Source organism: Pseudoclavibacter sp. AY1H1 (genome assembly GCF_002931055.1).
Taxonomy (GTDB): domain Bacteria; phylum Actinomycetota; class Actinomycetes; order Actinomycetales; family Microbacteriaceae; genus Pseudoclavibacter.
Map to the genome: position 1 here is coordinate 120,109 of NZ_PSXX01000006.1, position 19,243 is coordinate 139,351.

Sequence of the window (19,243 nt, forward strand, 5' to 3'; positions counted from 1 at the left end):
CGTGGAACCCATCCCGAAACGGGGTGGTGGGTGGCCGAGCCGCCGCGCTGGAGCCGCCGCCCTAGATCCAGCCGCGCTCGCGGGCCACGACGGTCGCCTGCTGCCGGGTCGAAACGGCGAGCTTGCCGAGCGCCGACGACACGTGGTTGCGGACGGTGCCGGGGGAGAGGTGCAGGGTGCGGGCGATCTCCGCGATCGTCTCGCCGCGCTGCCCGGCCCGCAGAACGTCGAGCTCTCGGTCGGTGAGGGGGCTGCGTTCGTCGGCGAGCGCATCCGCGGCGATCTCCGGGTCGACGTAGCGTCGGCCAGCGGCGACGCGGCGGATGATGTCGGCCACCTCCTCGGCGCGGCGGGACTTCGGGATGAACCCCTCCACCCCCGCGGAGAGCGCCCGACGTAGCACCCCGGGCCTCGCGTGCCTCGTGACGACGATGCACCGCACCTCGGGCAGCCCGTGCAGACGCTCGGCGACTTCGACACCGTCGAGGCCGGGCATCTCGAGGTCGAGCAGGCAGATGTCGGGCTTGAGGCGCAGGGCCGTCTCGACGGCGGCCGTACCCGTGCTGCACTCGGCGATCACCTCAAGGTCGTCCTCGAGGCGCAGCAGCGAGGCGAGCGCCGTGCGGATCATGTCCTCGTCGTCGGCGAGCAGGACCCGGATCATGCGTGTCCCTCTGCGCTCGCCGCAGCCTGCTGGGCGGCGACGGGCAGTCGCACCTGCACCGTGAAGCTCGTGCCGTCGTTCCAGGCTTCGACTTCACCGCCGCTCGACTCGAGGCGCTCGCCCATGCCCGTGAGGCCGCTGCCCCAGGCGACGTCGGCACCGGCGCGAGTCCCGGAATGAGTACCGGCCCCGGCGCCGACCCCGCTGATGTCACTGCGGTCGGCGGCATCGTTCACCATCCGGTAGAGCCACGTGTCGCCGTCACGGCTGAGCTCGATCCGGGCGCGGGCGCCGTCGCCGTGCTTGAGCACGTTGGTGACGCTCTCGCGCACGATCGGTCCGAGCACAGCGGCTGGGGCGGATGCGGTGCCCGATCCCACGTGCATCCGCACGTCGTGGCCGGCGGCGCGCAGCAGGTCGGCCGCGTTCTCGAGCTCGTCGGGCAGGGGCACGCCTCGGAAGCTCGTCGCGAGCGCCCGGGTGCCGGCGCGCGCCTCGTCGACGGCGCCCTGGGCGGCGCGGATCTGCTCTGCAGCCGCCGCCGGGTCCTTCGTGAGGAGCCGCTCGGCGAGCTCGAGCTGCAGCGCGATCACCTGCAGGTGGTGGCCCTGCAGGTCGTGGACGTCGTTGGCGAGGCGAAGGCGCTCACGGGTCGCGGCGAGCTGGCTCTCGGCGGCGCGGGCCCGGTCGAGTTCGAGGACGATCTCCCACCACCAGAGCGAGAAGGCGGTCATGGTGGGCAGCATCACGATGAAGAACGCGGGTGCCGAGAACGCGCTGGAGGGGATGCCCTGCCTCGTGAAGCTGGACGCCTCCACGAAGACGAGCGCGGTCACGAGCACCGTCGCCCCGACGACGACCCGCCACCGCACGCCGGGTGTCCACGGCCGGACGGCCAGGACGAACCCGAGAACCCCGACCGCGGCCAGTACCGACGACGTGCCGACTCCGAGCAACAGCGCGCCCAGAGCGGCGAACGCGAACCCGGTCATGTTGAGCGGCGACCGCGGGTGCCGTTCGCCGTCACGGGCGGCGTGCACGCTCGGTCGGTAGTCGAGGAGCAGGAAGACGCTGGACGCGATCCAGGCGGCCCCGCCGACGATCGCGACGGGGAGCCGCCAGGGCGCGTCGAGCGCCGGCGACGCCCAGGCCCACAAGACCCAGAACATGCCCGTGAACGCGACGAAGGAGACGACCCCCACCGCCGTGTACCACCAGGTGGCGGTCACGCCGCGGGCCAGCGCGATCTCGCCGATGCGTGGAGTGCTCATTCCTCCACGGTAGGCCAGCGGCGGGTGCCCGACCCGTGACATATGTCACGAACCGGCACGCACATCCTCACGAGGAGTGGTGACGCGGTGACACTGCCGCTGCACGCGCATCCCGACTGGAATGGAGTCATCACCGCGGTACTCCGACGCGGCAGCCCAGATCGCAGCTTCGAAAGGCCACACCATGAATCCCATCGCAGAGCTCATCCTCGGCTTCCAGAACCTGATGGCGCAGCTGCCCGAGTGGCTCCAGCCGCTCATCGTGGCGCTCGCCGGCGCGGTTCCCTTCATCGAGGGGGAGGGGGCGGCGACGATCGGCATCATCGGCGGCATCAACCCGGTCATCGCCGCGGTGGCGGGCGCCGTCGGCAACTTCATCGCGGTAGCCCTGGTCGTGTACCTGGGCGCTGCCATCCGGGCACGCTTCGCGAAGTCGCCGGCGGACGCGAAGCCGAAGACCGCGAGCCGCGAGAAGTTCCAGCGCGCGTTCAACCGCTACGGGGTCGCCGGTGTGAGCCTCCTCGGCCCGCTGCTGCTCCCGACGCACTTCACGGCCGCCGCGCTCGCGGGAAGCGGCATCTCGAAGGGGCGTGTGCTGGTGTGGCAGGCGGCCGCGATCATCCTGTGGACCACCCTGCTGACGCTCATCATCACGGGCGTCATCCAGTTCGCGGTCTGACGGCTCGCTGTTCGAGCCGACGCCACGTCAGGCTGAGGATGGCGGCTGGCGCGGGTCAGCTCTGAGGGGTCCACCCGAACGGGGTGGGTCCCTCGAGTGTCGCGCGCTCGCGGTCGGCTGCCGCTGACCAGCCCTGGGCCGCATCCACGGCGTCGAACCCGCCGCGCGCGACGCGGAACCCGACGTCCTCGTGGTGCATGCGGGGCGCACCGCCGCGGCGAACGGAGGCGCGGACGCTCCACGTGTCGTCGGCGTAGCCGCCGCCCCTGAACACGCGGTAGTCGTCGTAGCGGGCAGGGTCGAGGTGATCCCAGCACCATTCCCACGTGTTCCCGAGGGTGTCGAAGAGGCCGTTGAGGTTGGGGTGCTTGCCGCCGACGGGCTGCGGACTGGTGACGCCGTCGAGGCTCGTCCAGGCGACGTCGGCGAGCGGCCCGTACTGGGCGGTGGTCGACCCGGCGCGGCACGCGAACTCCCACTCCGATTCGGTGGGGAGGCGGATGCCGTCGGAGTCGACGTGCCACGTGACCTGCTCGCCGTCGTACGAGTAGGCGGGGTCGAGCCCTTCCCATTCGGAGGCGGCGTTGCAGAAGCGGATGGCGCGCAGCCAGCTGACGTCGGTCGCTGGCCGTTCGGGGTGGCTGGTCCCATCGTCGGTGGCTTCGCCGAGGAGCTCGCCGAGCTGCGACTGGGTGACGGCGTAGACGCCGATCTCGAACGGCTCCAGCTCGACGCGCCTGCGCAGCTTCCGTCGGGCGTCGTGCAGCTCGACGGTGCCGCCCTCGATGGCCGAGAATTCGATATCCATTGGGGCCATCCTCGCACCGGAGGCTGCCACCGGCGCCTGGCGAGTGGTTGTCGGGGCGTGAGAGCATGCCGGGATGATCGACTCCGCCGCCTTCGTGACCACCCCCGACGGTCGTCGACTGCGCACGTTCGCGAGCGGGCCGCTCGATGCAGGCACGGTGGTCGTGCTCGAGGCGGGTCTCGGTGCGAGCGGACTGTACTGGGGGCTCGTGCACCGGATGCTCGCGGAGCGCGTGCGGGTCGTCGCCTACGAGCGTGCCGGATACGGAGAGAGCACGCCGGATCCCGCACCGCGCACGTTGGAGCGGCTCGCGGATGACCTCGACACGGTGGTGAACGCACAGGAGCCCTCTCGGCTGGTGCTTGTCGGCCACAGTTGGGGTGGGCCCATCGTGCGGCGCTTGGCAGCACGTCGCCTGGCGGCGGGTGCGCCGATGGATGGTGTTGTGCTGGTCGACCAGAGCGACGAGCACGCGGCACTGTATTTCCGGCCTTCGACGCGGCGGCTGTTCGCGTTCTCGGCCGCGGTGCTGGAGCCCGCTGCCCGACTCGGCCTGCTGCGTGCGCAGCTGCGGAGCCTCGTCGATGGCATGGACCCGATCGCGGCGGCGCAGGCGCTGGATGCGTCGACGAACCCGGGCGCTGCGCGGGCCGCCGCCGCGGAGCAGCGAATGGTGCGCAGCGAGCTCGCCGGGTTGCGTTCGCGTCCGCCGCGGCTTGGCGACCTCCCCATGCGGGTGATCTCTGGCATGAAGGAGACGCCGGCCGACCGCACGCGCGCCCCGCTGATCGCGGCGCACCTCGAGACGGTCGCCGCGCATCCGGGGGCCGTGCACGTGCGGGCGGAGCAGTCGGGCCACGTGGTCACTGCGTCCGAGCCTGAGCTGGTGGCGCAGCAGGTGCCCGAGTTGGCGCTGCACGCCGTCGATCGCGGGGTCGACTCGCGTGCATCCGGAGACGATTCATCGATCTGAGGGCCAAAGGGACGCGGTCGCCAACGCCCCCGAGCCCGCCAGGATCAGCGGCGCCGTCTCACGGTTCGAGAGCATCGAGGATCGTGGCGATAGGCCCCTCTTTCGCCTCTCGCCAGCCCTGTCCTGCCCAGAGGTTGACGAGCGTGCTGTCGCCCGCGGCCGTGGCTTTCGCTCGCATGGTCCGGGTCAGGTGATGCAGCGCTGGGTACCCGACCGGGGCATCCACGTGGCTCGCGACGAAGGCGTTGACGAGCGCACGTGCGGGGCGACCCGTGAAGGCCCGCGTGAAGGCCGTCTCGGTGTATTGCTCATCTGCGAGCGCGGCCTTGTGCACTGCAGACGCTCCGCTCTCCTCTGACCGAAGCACCGCGGTGCCGACCGCGACCATGTCAGCGCCTGCGCCGAGGAGCTCGAGCACCTGCTCGCGACGCGTGATCCCACCCGACGCGATCAGGGGCAGGTCCGTGACGGTCCGGACGCGCTCGATGAGCGTCGCGAGCGCGATGTTCTCAGGGAAGGTGTCCGGATTCCACACGCCGCTGTGTCCGCCGGCGTCGTGCCCCTGAACGGTGAGGGCGTCGGCGCCGGCTGCCGCGGCCTGTCGCGCCTCATCGACGGAGGTCACCGTCTGGATCGTGAGAACCCCTGCCGCCTGCAGCCTCCGAAACGTAACCGCCGAGGGCAGCCCGAACGTGAAGCTCACCACCGGCGTCCGGCTGAGGATGACCGCATCCAGCTTCTCCGACCATTCGTCGTCGTCTTCCAGTCTGGCGGCCATGGTCGCGGCATCATCGTGCGTCGACGCGTGCTCGCGGATGCTCTCCCAGTACGCGGCGTAACCCGCCTCGTCGATGGGGTGGGGGTTGGGGACGAACAGATTGACGCCGAACGCCGACACCCCGGCCTCGGTCACCTCGGCGATCTGCGCGTTCAGCGCCGCCGCGGTTTTGTACCCGCCGGCGAGCTGCGCGAAGTGTCCTGCGCGGGCCGCGGCGATGACGAGGCCAGGGCTGCTCGGGCCGCCGGCCATGGGTGCGACGGCAACGGACCTGAGCGTGTCCAGTGGGGAGGGGAGCGTCATGGTCATGCCTTTCCGCGGGTGTGCATTGGTTCGGTGATGTGGGTCACAGTGGCCCCATGAGGGACCCGTGCGTGTGATGGATGTGCGCGCGGAGCTCGGCGAGGAACGCGCCTCGATCCCCGGTGCGGACGTGCTCGACGAGGCGTCGGTGCTCCGCGATGAACTCCGACCACCGGCCAGCGACGTCGTCGTAGGTTCGGAGCGTCATCGCCGCCTGACGCTGTCGGAGCTTGTCGTAGAACTCCAACAGGATCGGGTTCCCTCCTGCTTCGACGAAGATGCGGTGGAAGTCGATCGTGAGCTGCACGACGCGTTCGTAGCTGCCCTGCTCGAGCTCGGTCAGCTGATCCTGGATGGACTTCTCGAGCCGGATGCACAACCGCTGCCGTGCCTCGACGGACAGGGAGTCCAGGGCGGCAGACTCGAGTACCTGCCTCGCGTCCGCGACGGCTCGCGCTTCCTCGGCCGTGAGGGTGCGGACCAGCGCCCCGCGCTGCGGGAAGATCGTCACCAGCCCATCTGCTTCCAGGCGACGGAGGGCGCCTCGCACCGGAGTCCGGCTGACCGCCAGGCGCTTCGACAGGTCGTTCTCGCTCAGCATGCTGCCTTGCGCGAATGTGCCGTCGCGCAGCCACGCGAGCATCTGCTGGTAGGCCACCTCGGTCGCGGTGGGTGGCGGTGGCGTCCTCATGGGCCGAGTGTACAACTGGGATCCCAGTTGTACGGGAAGTTCAGCTTGGATCAATACTCCGAGGCGGCCACCCGGGTCAAGCCGTCACCGGTTTTCGGCGGTCGTTCACGCCCCGCAGGTAGTCTGCTTAGAGCGGTTGGGCCTCCTTGTGTGTCGCCGACCTTTCCGCGGTTCCCCCATTCGAAGGATGTTCATGAGTTCCCAGCCCTCCCCAGGACCGAGTCGTCGGGCCGTCGTCACCACCGCCGCCTGGGCGTTGCCGACCGTCAGTGCCGCGCTCGCCGCGCCCCTCGCGGTCGCCTCGACCGCGCCGGCTCCAGAACCCCTGACGCTGGGTCCTGATGGGGCGGTCGTCTCCGACGGTGAATCCACGGTCTCGCTGCGCGGGTTCGCGGCCACGACCGAGGCGGGGACCCGTCCGCAGACCGTGCAGCTCGCATACTCTTCGCCGATCACGGGCCCATCGAGCGCCGCCGTCGATTCCGAGACGGGCGAGTTCGAAGTCACGGTCAACGTGAGCGGCTTCTATGCGGGGGCGAGCTCGGGCCAGGAGTTCACGGGCACCGTCTCGGCCTCGATCACTGACGGCGCGTCGGTATCGGTGACGGTGGACGTCGTCGCCCCGCGCACCGCGCCCGGAGAGACGACCGGCACCATCAACTTCTCCCCCAACCAGTACCGGGGCAGCGAGGTCGACGGGGTCACGATCTTCCCGACGCTCACCGGCGTCGTCACCGTCAATCGCGGTGCGCTCCCGGCCGAGGTCATCCTCAGCTTCTCCGACGTCAGCGAAGGGCGCGTGGATCTGCGCCGCGACGCCGGGCTGATCGTGCCGATCAACCCGACCACGGGCGCGTTCAGCGTAGACGGCGTGTACAACGCCATCACCGGCGGAGAGAACCCGTTCGGCTTCATCTACGCGGGCGTCAACAACGCCGCGAACGTCACCTACGGCCTCGCGGTGGCGGAGCTCGACGGGTAGTCGATCACCCAACTCCACGCGCACTGAACTCAGCCCCTGACTGCCAAGTCGGGGGCTGAGTCGTATGCCGTGGGCACGCCAGGCGGGGCTCAGCTCGACTCATCGGGAGCCAGTAGGAGAGGGGGTATCCGCGTGCCCGAGGCTATTCAGGCCAGGCGCGACGGTGCGCTTCCGAGGAGCTCGGTGATTCGCGCGAGGTCGGACTCGCCGATGTTGGCGAGAGGTGAGCTGGTCGAGGCGAGCTCGACGATCGCGTCGCGAGCTGCACGGCCCTCGGGGGTGAGCTCGATGACGCGCTGTCGGAGGTCGGTCGGGGACGGTTTTCGAGTGACGAGCCCCTTGGCCTCGAGCTGGTGGCACATGAAGGTCACGTTCTGCGGGGTGCAGTGCGTCCGTTCGGCGGCCGTGCGCATCGACGGTGCGGGCCCGTCGGGGTCGATCACCCAGAGCAGGTGAGCGGTGACTGCGGTGAGTCCGAACTCTGCAAGTGCCGGCTCGAGCGCATCGTTCGTGCGCGCGACGACGTCGTACGCGGCGAAGAGGGCCTCCGACAGCTTCTGTGCGCGTTCGTCTCCCATGCGCTCACCCTAGCACTTGCTACAAGACTTGAAGCTTCTGCTACAGTCACTTCAGAACTTGAAGGAAGTGGGCGGTTGATGTGCAACTGCCGCTTGGCTTCCCCGCGAACGCAACAGCCGCGCGCCCCGCGCCTGAACGGAAAGTCTGATCAATGGACACGCCACGACTCGATGGACGGTCGATCATCGTCACTGGCGCAACCAGCGGCATCGGCTTCTTCGTCGCGGAAGGGCTCGCTCGCCTCGGTGCGCAGATCACCGTGGCAGCCCGCTCCGCGGAGAAAGCGCAGAGCGCCATCGCACTCCTCCCGGAACCCGGCCGCCACCGCCACCTCGAACTCGACCTCGCGGACCTCGAATCCGTTCGCGCAGCCGGGTCGCGCATCGGCGCCGGTCCGCCGGTTCACGGTCTCGTGATGAACGCCGGCGTCATCGCCGCTCACCCCACCTACAGCGAAGGTCCGTTCGGGGTCGAGTCCACGGTCGGAGTCAACGTCCTCGCGCACCTCGAGTTCCTGAGGTTGAGCTTCCCCGCGCTCGCGCACGCGCCTGAGGCGCGGGTGATCAGCACAGGCAGTTTCCTCACGAAGAAGATTCCGTTCGATGCAGACGGCTGGCTCGCTCCCTCCGCGTATCGTCCTCGCGCCGCTTACGCGATGTCGAAGCATGCCGCGGAGATCGTCGGATTCGAGCTCGACCGACGTCTCGTCGCGAGTGGTTCTCGCGTGAGATCGGTCGTCAGCCACCCCGGTTCCGCGATCGACGCGTTGACGCCGGACCGGCCCCCACTGCAGCAGCGCTCCGCGCTCGTCCGCACCCTCGCGACAGCCGTCGCTCCTGTGTTCTCGAGAGTGGTGCAGGGCAAGGATGCGGCTGCGCAGCCGGCGATCGCCGCGATGACGACACCCATGCTCCCAGCCGCCGCCTACTTCGGCCCCCGGACGGGAGCCACCGGTGCGCCGATCCTCACGACCCCGGTGCCGACAAGCCTCAACCCCGAACTCGGTCGAAGCGTCTGGCAGCAGGTCGAAGAGCGTCTCGGAGCTCCGATCATTCCTGAGTGATGAGCGCGCGTGCTCCCTGTTGCTGTCAGTGGTCGCCGGGCGGCTCGAGCGCATCGTCGCGTTCTGTTCGACCTCCACGCTCTTCCTCGGCACGCCCGGCGCACGCCCGAGCGCGCAGGTAAGGCTATCCTTAGCGAGCCAGTCGGCAGACTCGACTCGATCCAGGGAGCCCATGTGCGTCAGCGCGCCACCTTCAGCCTCGTTCTCACCACCGCAGTCGTCCTCGGGCTCTCCGGATGCGGAGCGTCGGAGGCGGTCGAATCCAACTCGGCTGCGAGCGCGGGGGACGGGGCGACGCAGTACCCGCTGACACTCGACAACTGCGGAACGCAGGTGACGATCGACGCGGCCCCGGAGAGGGTCGTCTCGCTCGACCAGAACTCGACGGAGATCCTCCTGTCGCTCGGGCTCCAGGACCGCATGGTCGGCACGGCATCCTGGACCGACCCGGTCCTCGAATCGCTGGCCGACGCCAACGCCGCCGTCCCGAGGTTGGCCGACAACGCCCCCACCTACGAGGTTGTTCTCGGCGCGGACCCCGACTTCGTGACCGCCTCCTTCGGCCGGCACTTCGCTGAAGGCGGGGTCACCTCGCGCGAACGATTCGCTGAGACTGGCGTCAACAGCTACCTCTCGCCGACGGACTGCGACAACGGGACCAGCATCAACGGCGGAGGGACGCGGACGACACCGCTCGAGGTCGATGCGCTGTACGCGGAGATCACGGAGCTCGGTGAGGTCTTCGACGTCGCAGATCGCGCGGCCGAGCTCGTGAGCGATCTGCAGACGCGCGCGGCAGCGGCGACCGAGGGCGTCGACTTCGACGGCGCGAGCGCTGCGTACTGGTTCGCCGACACCAAGACGCCCTACGTCGCGGGTGGCCTGGGTTCTGCCGCCATGCTCGGATCATCCACGGGACTCACGAATGTCTTCGCGGACCTCGACGACGACTGGCCCGCGACGACGTGGGAGGACATCGTCGATCGGAACCCGCAGGTGCTCATCCTGGGCGACCTGCAGCGAGACCGATTCCCTGGCGACCGTCTGGACGAGAAGGTCGCGTTCCTGGAATCCGACCCGCTGACCAAGACGATGGACGCCGTGCAGAACAAGCGCTACATCGACTTGCACGGGGCGGAGCTCAACCCCTCCATACGCTTCGTGGATGGCCTCGAGAAGATCAAGGCGTGGTGGGACGAGCACGGGGAGGAACTCTGACCTCCGCCACGGGCCAGCGTTCCGTCGAACGCGTGAGCACCGAATCTTCGCGCGCGCCCCGGCCGCGACGCGTGCTGATCGCGTGCGCCCTGGTGCTTGCCGGTCTGCTTCTGCTCGTCGCCTCGGTCGGGACTGCGATCACGCTCGGACCGGCGGATATCCTGCCCGTCAACGTCCGTGACATCGTCACGAACCACCTCGGCCTGACTGACATCCCGGTGAAGGTGTCGAAGGACGCGATCGTCTGGGAGGAGCGGCTTCCTCGCGCCTTCGTGGCCGCCGCGTGCGGAATCGGCCTCGGGCTCTGCGGCGTGGTCATGCAGTCGCTCCTGCGCAATCCGCTCGCCGACCCCTTCATTCTCGGCATCTCATCCGGCGCATCGACGGGTGCCGTCGCAATCGGTGTCCTCGGGCTCGGTGGCGCCGCGATCGGGCTCTCCGGTGGCGCGTTCATCGGCGCACTCGTCGCGTTCGGGCTCGTCCTCCTGCTCTCTCAGCTCTCCGGCGGCGGGACCGACCGAGTTGTCCTCGCGGGGGTCGCGAGCACGCAGCTGTTCTCCGCCTTGACGTCGCTGATCATCTTCGCCTTCGCGGATTCCGACGAGACGAGGGGCGTCATGTTCTGGATGCTGGGCTCCCTGGAAGGGGTGAGGTGGGATGACGTCGTGCTCTGCGTCGTCGTCGTGGGCGCCGGGACCGTGCTCTGCGCGAGGTACGCCCACGCCCTCGACGCCTTCGCGTTCGGGGCAGACGTCGCGGCGTCCCTCGGTATCCATGTCGCGCGTACTCGAGCCATCCTCCTCGTCGCGACCGCCCTGATCACCGCCACGCTGGTCAGCGTCGCGGGAGCCATCGGATTCGTCGGCCTCGTCCTGCCGCACGCCGCCCGGCTGCTCGTCGGCCCGCGACACTCGCGCCTCATCCCGGCGACCGCAGTCATCGGAGCGATCTTCATGGTCTGGGTCGACGCCGGATCGCGAGTCGCGTTCTCGCCCACCCCGCTCCCCGTCGGTGTCGGCACGGCCCTCGTCGGGGTGCCCGTCTTCATCGCGCTCCTCGCCCGAAAGAGGAAGCGCACGTGACGATCAACGCGGAGGGCGTCTCGTGGAGTCGAGGCGGAGCGCTCGTTGTGGACGGCGTCAGCCTGCACCCCCAGCCGGGCCAGACCGTCGGACTGCTCGGACCGAACGGGTCCGGCAAATCGTCGTTGCTCCGAGTGCTGCACGGGTTCGTGAAACCGAGCGCTGGCCTCGTGACCCTCGACGGCGTCGACATCAGCACCGTCGGGCGTCGTCACATCGCCCGGTCCGTCGCGTCGGTGACCCAGCATGCGGACACCGACGTGGACATCACCGTGCGCGACATCGCGCGCCTCGGACGGATCCCGCACCGCTCAGGACTCGGAGGAGACACCGCCGCCGACGATCGCGCGGTCGACCGCGCCCTCGACCACGTCGGTCTGCTCGAGCAGGCCAACCGCTTCTGGCACACCCTCTCGGGCGGCGAGCGCCAGCGCGCCCAGATCGCGCGTGCCCTCGCCCAGGAGCCCCACGAACTGCTCCTCGACGAGCCGACCAACCACCTCGACATCCGACACCAGCTGGAGCTGCTGGAGCTCATACGCGCACTGCCGGTCACGACCATCATCGCCATCCACGACCTCAACCTCGCGGCCATGTACTGCGACGTCCTGGTCGTGCTCCGGGATGGAGCCGTGGTCGCCGCAGGCACGCCCACCGAGGTGCTCACTCCTGAGCTCATCGAAGACGTCTACGGCGTGACCGCCGAAGTCTCCGTCGACGCCCGCCGGCAGACCCCCGTCGTCACCTTCACGAGACCGGGCTGAGCGGGAGCGTTCGGCGGTGAGTCGCAGAACGCTCGGCGCGTGAGGCGCCCGACAGCACTCCACCCCGGTACCGGACTGCCTCGATCGCTACCGCGCCCGCCACTGCCCTCGCAGCTCGTGCCCGAGGATCACCGCGTGGACCCTGTCGCGCAGGTGCAGCTTGGCGAAGATGCGGTTCACGTGGGTCTTCACCGTCGCGGGGGAGAGGTGGAGCGTCTCGCAGATCTCGCTGTTGGAGAGCCCGGCGACCATGCACCCGAACACCTCTCGCTCGCGCGGGCTGAGCTGGCTGAGCGGGTCGACGTTCTCGGCACTCCGAGAACGCGCATGCGGTGAACCGCCGGAGGCGTAGTGATCGATCAGCTGTCTCGTGATTCTGGGCTCGACCACGGCCTCGCCCGAATGGACGGTCCTCACCGCCTCACGGAGCCGATCTGGCGGGGTGCTCTTGAGGAGGAAGGCGCTTGCCCCCGCGTCCAGGCCGCCGAAGGCATACTCGTCGACGTCGAATGTGGTGAGCACGAGCACCCTCGTGCTGGGGTGCACGGTCGTGATGATCCTGGTCGCCTCGATGCCCCCCATGCCGGGCATCCGCACATCCATCAACACGACGTCGGGCTTCAGTTCCCGCGTGCGGCGGATCGCCGACTCACCCGTGTCTGCCTCGCCGACGACCTCAATATCGTCGGCGGCGTCGAGGGTGAGAGCCGTACCCATCCGAACGAGCTCCTGGTCGTCGACCAGTAGGGCCCTGATCTTCGGCGAACTGGGGCCGGTCATGTTCTGGTTGCCTCGTCGATCTGCAGGGTGGCTCGCGTCATCCAGCCGCCGCCCGGGCGCGGGCCAGCTGCGCTCGTCCCGCCGTACGTCGCGGCACGCTCAGCGACGCCGAGCAGGCCACGGCCGGTCCCCTGGCTCCGGGCCCTGTCCGAGTGCGGTCCGGCGCAGCCGTCGTCGGTGACCTGCACCGTGACCGTGCCACCTGCGACGTCGATGCTGACCTCGACTCGTGTGGCTCCTGTCGCGTACCGCAGCACGTTGGTGAGCGACTCCTGGACGATCCGGTACACCGTCGTCGCCAGTGTGGGGCTGTCGGGCATCGTCTCGCCGGAGCGGGCGAGTGTGACGGGCACGCCGGTGCCGCGAAAGATCTCGACCACCTCCTCCAACTCCGGCACGTTGTGGCCCGAGCGATGGAGACTCTCGTCCAAGACCGCGTCCTCCCCCCGAAGCACCCGCAGGACCCTGTTCATGTCGGCAAGTGCGCTTCGCCCGACGTCGCCGAGCCTGCCGAGCGCGAGAGCCGACCGCTCCGGGTGCGTTTCCCAGCCCTTCGATGCACCGTCGGCGAGAGCGATCATCGTCGAGAGCGAGTGAGCGACGATGTCGTGCATCTCTGCCGAGATGCGCTGCCGCTCCACGACCCGAGCCGTGCTGAGCCGTTGGTTCACCAACTCCGCGAGCGCTTCTCGGCGCCGCGCTGCGCTGCGGACGGCGATACCGAGAGCGAGAGCGATCAGCGCCAGGGGGTCGAGGAGCGACGGTGCACGGGGGACTCCCGTCGTCAGGAATGTGAGGAGCATGCCTGCCGCGGGCAGCCCCACGGCAACGGCGTACCCCAGGAGTGCGGTCCTGATGGGAGTCAACGAGGCCAGGGTGTACAGCGCGACGGCGGCGGGCAGTCCGAGGAGCGCGACGGGGGTGGGGAGGAGCAAGCCCGCCGCGCTCACCGTCGCGACTGCCACGAGGATGGTGCGGGGAAAACGTCGCCGCCATAGGAGGAGGCCGCAGGAGAGTGGCACGAAGAGCAGGCTCGGCCAAGGCTCCTGGGCACCTGGGAGTACGAGGACGAGCATCTGGGCTCCCAGGCACAGCAGGGCGATGACCCCGTCGACCGTCCTGGGGTGAGCGCCGAACAAGAGCAGGAGCCGCGTGCTGAGGACGCGGTCGACCTCCGCGGCATCCACCCCTGGCGGTGATGAGCGAGCACTCATACCCCGACCTCCATCCCGAGCTGTGCTCCCATTCTCGCTGCCAGCCCGCTCATGAGCGTGCTCAGGCGTCGCGGCGCTTGAGCACGACCGCTGCGCTCACGAACAGCGCCAGCGCCCAGAGCAGCAGGACGGCAGAACCGCCCCACGGTCCCATCGGGTCAGTGCCGGCGGGCGCCAGGAGCAGCGAGCCGGCTTGGATCGGGAAGAAGCGCATGATCTCAGTGCCGTACTCGGAGAACATCTGCGGGATCACGGGCACGATGATGAGGAAGACGATCGTCGCCAGTACCGCGGCGATGACGTTGCGGATGATCGCGCCGAGCGCGATGCCGATGACGCTGATGGCAGCGAGGTAGAAGCCCGAGCCGACGACCAGCCGGAGCAGGTCGGGTGTCTCGAGGAAGTAGCTGTACCCACCACCGGCGAGGATAGGCGGTGCGACCGCGAACCCGATCGCCGAGCTGACGACGCCGATGACGAAGGCGACGCTCGCGATGATCGCCGCCTTCGCGATCAGTGCCGGCGTCCGGCGCGGAACCGAGAGCAGCGTGGTGCTGATCTGCCCGGAGCGATACTCGTTCGTGACCATCAGCACCGCGAGCACGGCGAGGACGATGCCGACGTAGCCGGTCTTGTCGACGACCATCTCGGGGTACGCGTCGTAGTTCGCCTGGGGTGAACCGCGGTCGCGGAAGACATACGCCCATGGCATCGCGATGCCGTTGGCGACCAGGAGGAGGAACGTGAACCCTGCGAGGACGTTGTTCGAGGCCAGCCCACAGAACTTGATCCATTCGGAGCGGACTGCGCCGCCCAGGCTGACGTTCCGCACGGGGAACTGGCGCACGATGCGGGGAGGCGTGGCGGTTGTGATGGTGCCCATGAGGATGGTCCTTTCGTGAAGCAAGCGAGATCAGGCTGAGGCGTACTCGACGGAGTCGCGCGTGAGGTGGTTGTAGGCCTCTTCGAGGGTTTGCCGCAGGGGCGTCAGCTCGGTGATGAGCACCCCTGTCTCGCGGGCGGCGCGGGCGATCTGCTCGGCGGTGAGGCCTTCCACCTCCAACAGCTCGGGCTCGCTCGAGACGATCCTCACCCCCGTGCTCGTCATTCGGCGAGTGAGCGTGAGCGCATCCGGGGTGCGCACGCGGACGCGGAGGCCGTTCTGCTCGGTGAGTGCGCTGAGCGGTGAGTCCGCGATGATCTCGCCGCGGCCGATGATGATGACATGGTCCGCGATGAGCGCCAGCTCGCTCAGCAGGTGCGATGAGAGGAACACCGTTCTCCCCTCGGCCGCCAGCCGAGCCAGGAGCTCGCGGACCCAGGTCACGCCCTCGGGGTCCAGGCCGTTGACCGGCTCGTCGAGGATGAGCGTGCCCGGGTCGCCCAGCAGCGCCGCGGCGATGCCGAGACGCTGACCCATGCCGAGGGAGAACCCGCCGACCTTCTTCCGGGCGACTGCGCTGAGGCCGGTTGCCTCGAGGACCTCGTCGACGCGCGAGCGCGGAATCCGGTGCGTCGCTGCGATCGAGGTGAGGTAGTTCAGCGCCGTGCGGGACTTGTGCGCCGCCTTCGCGTCGAGCAGAGCACCGACTTCGCGCAGAGGCGCCGCGAAGGCCCGGTACTCGGTGCCGTTGATGAGTGCACGCCCGGAGGTGGGGTGGTCGAGGCCGACGATCGAGCGCATCGTCGTGGACTTGCCTGCCCCATTCGGGCCAAGGAACCCGGTGACCTTGCCCGGCTGGACCGTGAAGCTCACATCCCGCACTGCGTGCGTTCCCTTGTAGGTCTTGGTCAGGGCCTCAACTTCGATCGTCATCTCGTCGCGCTCCTCGTCATAGCGGTTGTCTCGTGCTCACGACGCTACGGACGAGGGGGTGGTGGCGAATGCCAACCAGGGGTTGAACTGCGGCTGATCGCGACCGGCGGGTCGAAGCGGTCTCAGCAAACTCGCGGGCACCCCGCTTCTCATTTAGCTAGGTTAACTAGATAAATATCTGCAGGGCTCGAGGGAGAGCGGCCAGCTCCGACCCCCTCACAGAGAGAGGGTCGCCATGTCGAACTCAGGTCGGTGCACGTCGAGCTGTGGCCCGGTGCGAGGCGGCGCGCGATGAGCGCGGTCGTGGCAGAGCGGCCACGTGCCGACGGGGGATCGGAGTCAGGAGACGAGAGGCTGGATGCAGATCTCGTGCTCGTGGGATCCGGAGACCGTGCAGCGCTGTCTCGTCTCTACGACGCCCTGAGCCCGACGATGTTCGCGCTGGCGCTCAGACTCCTCAATCGGGAAGATCGAGCACAGGAAGCCACCACCCACGCCTGGTTGACGATCTGGCAGTGCGCGCCTCGTCTTCCGCAGGGGCGTGCGCGGCAGACGATCCTGGCCGCGACGGTTCGATCGGTCTCGAAGTTGGCAGAGGTCAAGTGACCCCGAGCGCGAGGAGAAGCTCCAGCTCCTCGACCTGCTCATCGCCACCGACAGCGGGTTCGACCTGTCCGGTGCCGAGTTCGATCTCTACGACGAGGACTCGACCGCCGACGCGTGGGAACGGGAGATGACAACGGCGTTGGCCGACGTCACCGCGAGCGACGTCTTCCGAGGGGCAGACACGGCGCCATTGATTCACGTCCGGTGGCGATAGCACCGTGGAGCGTCAGTCTTCCTCCGCGTCGTCATGCGGGGAGAGCAGGCGGTGTGCGTAGGGCGGCAGCTCCGTGACCAAGACCACCACGACATCCTGCAGCTTCCAGTCGAGACCCCGGCACGCTTCGGTGAGCTGCGCGCATTCGATCAGGCCCACACCGGCCGGGGCGCGGGGGACGACGAAGACTTCCGCATGCAGCTCATGACCCTGATCCCGCAGCCGGCACCCGGTGTGCTCGACCCAGTCGTGGGCCGCGACAAGGGTGTTGAGTTCCGCGGCGAGTGGGTGGGGACGTTTCCCGTCGTAGGTGCGCGCCTGCTCGTCCATGAGGTCGAGCACGGCGATGCGCAGATTGCGCACACCGTCCCACATGATGCTCCCGGAGATGAACAGAGCGGCCACCGAGTCGAGCCACCACAGACCGATTCCGATGCCGGCCACGCCGACTGCGGAGCCGACCGCGGTCTGCCAGTCGGCCTTGTTCATGTCCGCGTCGGCGTAGAGCACCTTGTCGTGCAGCTTGGCCGCGAGCTTGATCTTCTTGCGTCCGATGATCACCGGGGGCCAGGCGATGAGGAGCATGACGGCGATCATGAGCCACCCCAGCCACACCCGCTGCTCGAAGATCTCGATCGTGCCGATCGTCGGGTGTTCGGCACGAAGCAGCCCGCTCCCGGAATCGACGATGAGGAACACCGCCATCGAGGTCAGTGCGACCCCGGATACGAGATGGCCGATGGCGACGGCACGGTGGAAGCCGTAGGGGTGACTGATCGTCGCGGCTCGTCGACTGACGCGAACGGCGATGAGGAAGGCGATGGGCGGGATGAACGAGAGCAGGTCCTCGAGCCAGGCGGCTTTCATCGCCTGCGAGTTCCCGAGCACGAGGTAGACCAGGGTCACGGTCACCGCGAGGAAGGCGATCGTTATCCACTCGAGCCGGATGGCCTTGCGTCTTGCCTCGAGGTGTTCATCTGGGAGGTGCGTCATCGCGTGGCCTCGGCCAGATAGATCTCGAGTTCCGTCAGGAAGGCGTTCTCGCCGGCCGGGACGAGCATGACGTGGCGCACGGGTGAACCGTCGGGTGCCAGCGTCTCCAGGTACGTGTCTGTGGCCCCCACCTCGTCCGTGTAGGGGGAGTCGTCACGAAACCCTGCGACGGCGAGGTCGAGGTTTCCGTCCTCGAGTCCCTGGACAAGCGCAGCTTCCGATCCCGAGGTCCAGACGACGGTCGACTCGAGCTGATTCGCGAATCCGCGCACCAGGTCCGCCTCGATCCCGGTCGGCTCGGCATCCGCCTCGAGAGCGGTGAGGGGTGGGTTGTGGGAGATGCCCACGCGCAACTCGCCGGCACGCACCCGATCGAGTGTGCCGTCGGGGTCGCTCGGCACACTGATGGAACATCCGGCGAGAAGGACAACGCTCAACGCCAGAAGAGTCCAGGTCCGCAACAGCGACCTCACCGTCTGCACCATGCCCCGAGCATAGAACTTCCGACACAAGGCAGCAGCCCGCGGATCGGTGTCAAGCCCTAGGTCCCCTGGAGAGTACAGCTCTAGCGTGTCCGGATGACGAAACACGACGATCGGGAACTTGTCGAGCTCATTGCTGACCGGCTGCAGGCGAGAGGGTTCTCGTTGGCCGCTGCTGAGTCGCTGACCTGCGGATGGCTGGTCTCATCGCTGGGCCGTGGGCCGGACGCGAAGACGTGGCTTCGCGGTGGGATCGTGGCCTATCAATCCGAAGTGAAGCAGCAGGTGCTCGGGGTCACACCGGGACCGGTCATCACGGCCCGCTGTGCCGAGGAACTCGCCGTCGGCGCGGCGAGGGTGTTCGCGGCCGACCTGGCGATCACCACGACCGGTGCGGGTGGACCAGGGCCCGAGGAGGGGGAGCCGGCAGGGACGGTCTACCTCGGCTGGAGTGTCGAAGGAGCTGTGGGCAGCGAACGCTTCGAGTTCGATGGGGACCCCGACGACATTCTGAGCCAGACGGTTTACGCCGCGCTCCAACAGCTCGAGGTCCTGCTCCGCACTGAATGAACCGTATCCGCGCCGCGCACCACGAGAATGCGAGCGCCGACGCCGCCTCCTACGAATCGGACCCGTGGGATCCGCCCGAGTGGCTCAGTTGGCTCTGTGACTGAGGCCTCCCCGCCTTCGCAGGGGGTCTGCGTTGGCTGAGGTGTGCCGCAGCACGCTCGGTCTGCGGTTCCGGAGTGAGGCGCATCCCGGCGTGCGAGTCAGCCGTATCGATGATCGCCCGCAGCCAATCGGCATTGACATTCGGAAGCCGACTGCCGAGGAACCGGAACCGCAGCTCGATCGACGGCGATATCCACAGCGTTTCGCGACCCCCACCCCGTGACACAGGGCGCGGGTGGGAGAACGCGAAGCTCTGCCCTGCACGGAGCAGACCCGTCATCGCGATCTTCAGATGTGCGAGCGCGCGATCGTTGATTTCCACGGAGTGGTCGCTGCTGCCGTAGTAGAGAAAACCCAAGACCAACCCTTTCCACCACCCTCAGGAACCAGACAGGTCGAGAGCCCGTCCGCTTGGAGCGTTCGCTGAGGCCAGCATGGCCGTAGCCAGTGCTGCTGCTTCTTTCTTCGATCAATTCTTGCGCTCAGCGGCAGAATCGCCTGGAGTCTTGACCTTTCGCCGCAAGGCCCACTCAGATACGCGCGGCGGCCGCGGCCTTCGCCTCATACTCCCGGTGTCGGGCTTCGTCAAGCACCGCGTCGGATCGGAGGGT

At 68.5% G+C, this 19,243-nt stretch carries 22 protein-coding genes; 9 read left to right on the top strand and 13 right to left on the bottom strand.

Going from position 1 to position 19,243, the window contains the following annotated elements:
• Window positions 1-61: 61 nt before the first annotated feature.
• Both C5E05_RS11310 and C5E05_RS11315 read right to left on the bottom strand, forming a co-directional pair.
• Window positions 62-664, bottom strand: a complete 603-nt coding sequence (locus C5E05_RS11310) for a response regulator transcription factor (protein WP_104307555.1) — start codon at window positions 662-664, stop codon at window positions 62-64.
• On the bottom strand, window positions 661-1,935 hold the full coding sequence (locus tag C5E05_RS11315) for a sensor histidine kinase (RefSeq protein ID WP_181059537.1): 1,275 nt from the start codon (window positions 1,933-1,935) through the stop codon (window positions 661-663). Before C5E05_RS11315 ends, C5E05_RS11310 begins: the two co-directional genes overlap by 4 nt.
• A gap of 184 nt (window positions 1,936-2,119) precedes the next feature.
• Between C5E05_RS11315 and C5E05_RS11320 the strand changes: the two genes are divergently transcribed.
• Window positions 2,120-2,614, top strand: a complete 495-nt coding sequence (locus C5E05_RS11320; RefSeq protein ID WP_104341976.1) for a small multidrug efflux protein — start codon at window positions 2,120-2,122, stop codon at window positions 2,612-2,614.
• A gap of 55 nt (window positions 2,615-2,669) precedes the next feature.
• Here the strand turns inward: C5E05_RS11320 and C5E05_RS11325 are convergent, their stop codons facing one another.
• Window positions 2,670-3,422, bottom strand: coding sequence for an SUMF1/EgtB/PvdO family nonheme iron enzyme (locus C5E05_RS11325; RefSeq protein ID WP_104243952.1), 753 nt, complete (start codon window positions 3,420-3,422; stop codon window positions 2,670-2,672).
• Between the two features lie 73 nt (window positions 3,423-3,495).
• On the opposite strand from C5E05_RS11325, the gene C5E05_RS11330 reads away from it, so the two are divergent.
• Entirely contained in the window at window positions 3,496-4,395 is a 900-nt protein-coding gene (locus C5E05_RS11330; protein WP_104341977.1) for an alpha/beta fold hydrolase, read from the top strand.
• A gap of 58 nt (window positions 4,396-4,453) precedes the next feature.
• Here the strand turns inward: C5E05_RS11330 and C5E05_RS11335 are convergent, their stop codons facing one another.
• Both C5E05_RS11335 and C5E05_RS11340 read right to left on the bottom strand, forming a co-directional pair.
• On the bottom strand, window positions 4,454-5,476 hold the full coding sequence (locus tag C5E05_RS11335) for a nitronate monooxygenase family protein (RefSeq protein ID WP_104342023.1): 1,023 nt from the start codon (window positions 5,474-5,476) through the stop codon (window positions 4,454-4,456).
• Between the two features lie 43 nt (window positions 5,477-5,519).
• Window positions 5,520-6,167 carry a GntR family transcriptional regulator gene (locus C5E05_RS11340; protein ID WP_104243946.1) on the bottom strand — a complete coding sequence of 216 codons (648 nt, stop codon included), beginning with the start codon at window positions 6,165-6,167 and terminating at the stop codon, window positions 5,520-5,522.
• A 193-nt stretch (window positions 6,168-6,360) separates the two neighbouring features.
• On the opposite strand from C5E05_RS11340, the gene C5E05_RS11345 reads away from it, so the two are divergent.
• On the top strand, window positions 6,361-7,149 hold the full coding sequence (locus tag C5E05_RS11345) for a hypothetical protein (protein WP_146081098.1): 789 nt from the start codon (window positions 6,361-6,363) through the stop codon (window positions 7,147-7,149).
• 146 nt (window positions 7,150-7,295) lie between these two features.
• On the opposite strand, the gene C5E05_RS11350 is transcribed toward C5E05_RS11345, so the two are convergent.
• Complete coding sequence (locus C5E05_RS11350) at window positions 7,296-7,727, bottom strand: MarR family winged helix-turn-helix transcriptional regulator (RefSeq protein WP_104243943.1); 432 nt, start codon at window positions 7,725-7,727, stop codon at window positions 7,296-7,298.
• Window positions 7,728-7,879: 152 nt separating this feature from the next.
• On the opposite strand from C5E05_RS11350, the gene C5E05_RS11355 reads away from it, so the two are divergent.
• The 4 genes from C5E05_RS11355 (at window position 7,880) to C5E05_RS11370 (ending at window position 11,855) form a co-directional block, all read left to right on the top strand.
• Complete coding sequence (locus tag C5E05_RS11355; RefSeq protein WP_104341978.1) at window positions 7,880-8,791, top strand: SDR family NAD(P)-dependent oxidoreductase; 912 nt, start codon at window positions 7,880-7,882, stop codon at window positions 8,789-8,791.
• A 174-nt stretch (window positions 8,792-8,965) separates the two neighbouring features.
• Window positions 8,966-10,009 carry an ABC transporter substrate-binding protein gene (locus C5E05_RS11360; protein WP_104341979.1) on the top strand — a complete coding sequence of 348 codons (1,044 nt, stop codon included), beginning with the start codon at window positions 8,966-8,968 and terminating at the stop codon, window positions 10,007-10,009.
• A gap of 74 nt (window positions 10,010-10,083) precedes the next feature.
• Window positions 10,084-11,091, top strand: a complete 1,008-nt coding sequence (locus C5E05_RS11365; protein ID WP_374953449.1) for a FecCD family ABC transporter permease — start codon at window positions 10,084-10,086, stop codon at window positions 11,089-11,091.
• Window positions 11,088-11,855, top strand: a complete 768-nt coding sequence (locus C5E05_RS11370; protein ID WP_104243935.1) for an ABC transporter ATP-binding protein — start codon at window positions 11,088-11,090, stop codon at window positions 11,853-11,855. Before C5E05_RS11365 ends, C5E05_RS11370 begins: the two co-directional genes overlap by 4 nt.
• A gap of 87 nt (window positions 11,856-11,942) precedes the next feature.
• Here the strand turns inward: C5E05_RS11370 and C5E05_RS11375 are convergent, their stop codons facing one another.
• The 4 genes from C5E05_RS11375 to C5E05_RS11390 all read right to left on the bottom strand — a co-directional run bounded on the left by C5E05_RS11375 (window position 11,943) and on the right by C5E05_RS11390 (window position 15,665).
• Entirely contained in the window at window positions 11,943-12,635 is a 693-nt protein-coding gene (locus C5E05_RS11375) for a response regulator transcription factor (protein WP_104341981.1), read from the bottom strand.
• The gene (locus C5E05_RS11380) at window positions 12,632-13,849 is read right to left on the bottom strand and encodes a histidine kinase (RefSeq protein ID WP_104341982.1); all 1,218 of its coding nucleotides are present in this window, start codon (window positions 13,847-13,849) and stop codon (window positions 12,632-12,634) included. Before C5E05_RS11380 ends, C5E05_RS11375 begins: the two co-directional genes overlap by 4 nt.
• Before the next feature lie 61 nt (window positions 13,850-13,910).
• Window positions 13,911-14,732 (bottom strand): ABC transporter permease, encoded by an 822-nt coding sequence (locus C5E05_RS11385; RefSeq protein WP_104243927.1) that lies wholly within the window; start codon window positions 14,730-14,732, stop codon window positions 13,911-13,913.
• A 30-nt stretch (window positions 14,733-14,762) separates the two neighbouring features.
• Window positions 14,763-15,665, bottom strand: coding sequence for an ABC transporter ATP-binding protein (locus C5E05_RS11390; protein ID WP_104341983.1), 903 nt, complete (start codon window positions 15,663-15,665; stop codon window positions 14,763-14,765).
• Window positions 15,666-16,206: 541 nt separating this feature from the next.
• Between C5E05_RS11390 and C5E05_RS11395 the strand changes: the two genes are divergently transcribed.
• Entirely contained in the window at window positions 16,207-16,485 is a 279-nt protein-coding gene (locus C5E05_RS11395) for a hypothetical protein (RefSeq protein ID WP_104341984.1), read from the top strand.
• Between the two features lie 12 nt (window positions 16,486-16,497).
• Here the strand turns inward: C5E05_RS11395 and C5E05_RS11400 are convergent, their stop codons facing one another.
• A complete protein-coding gene (locus tag C5E05_RS11400; RefSeq protein WP_104341985.1) occupies window positions 16,498-17,478 on the bottom strand; it encodes a cation diffusion facilitator family transporter in 981 nt (326 codons plus the stop codon).
• Window positions 17,475-17,915, bottom strand: a complete 441-nt coding sequence (locus C5E05_RS11405) for a transporter substrate-binding domain-containing protein (RefSeq protein WP_258064847.1) — start codon at window positions 17,913-17,915, stop codon at window positions 17,475-17,477. Before C5E05_RS11405 ends, C5E05_RS11400 begins: the two co-directional genes overlap by 4 nt.
• 141 nt (window positions 17,916-18,056) lie before the next feature.
• Between C5E05_RS11405 and C5E05_RS11410 the strand changes: the two genes are divergently transcribed.
• Entirely contained in the window at window positions 18,057-18,530 is a 474-nt protein-coding gene (locus C5E05_RS11410; protein ID WP_104341987.1) for a CinA family protein, read from the top strand.
• A gap of 49 nt (window positions 18,531-18,579) precedes the next feature.
• Here the strand turns inward: C5E05_RS11410 and C5E05_RS11415 are convergent, their stop codons facing one another.
• Window positions 18,580-18,990, bottom strand: a complete 411-nt coding sequence (locus C5E05_RS11415) for an ATP-dependent DNA ligase (RefSeq protein WP_146080613.1) — start codon at window positions 18,988-18,990, stop codon at window positions 18,580-18,582.
• Between the last annotated feature and the right edge of the window lie 253 nt (window positions 18,991-19,243).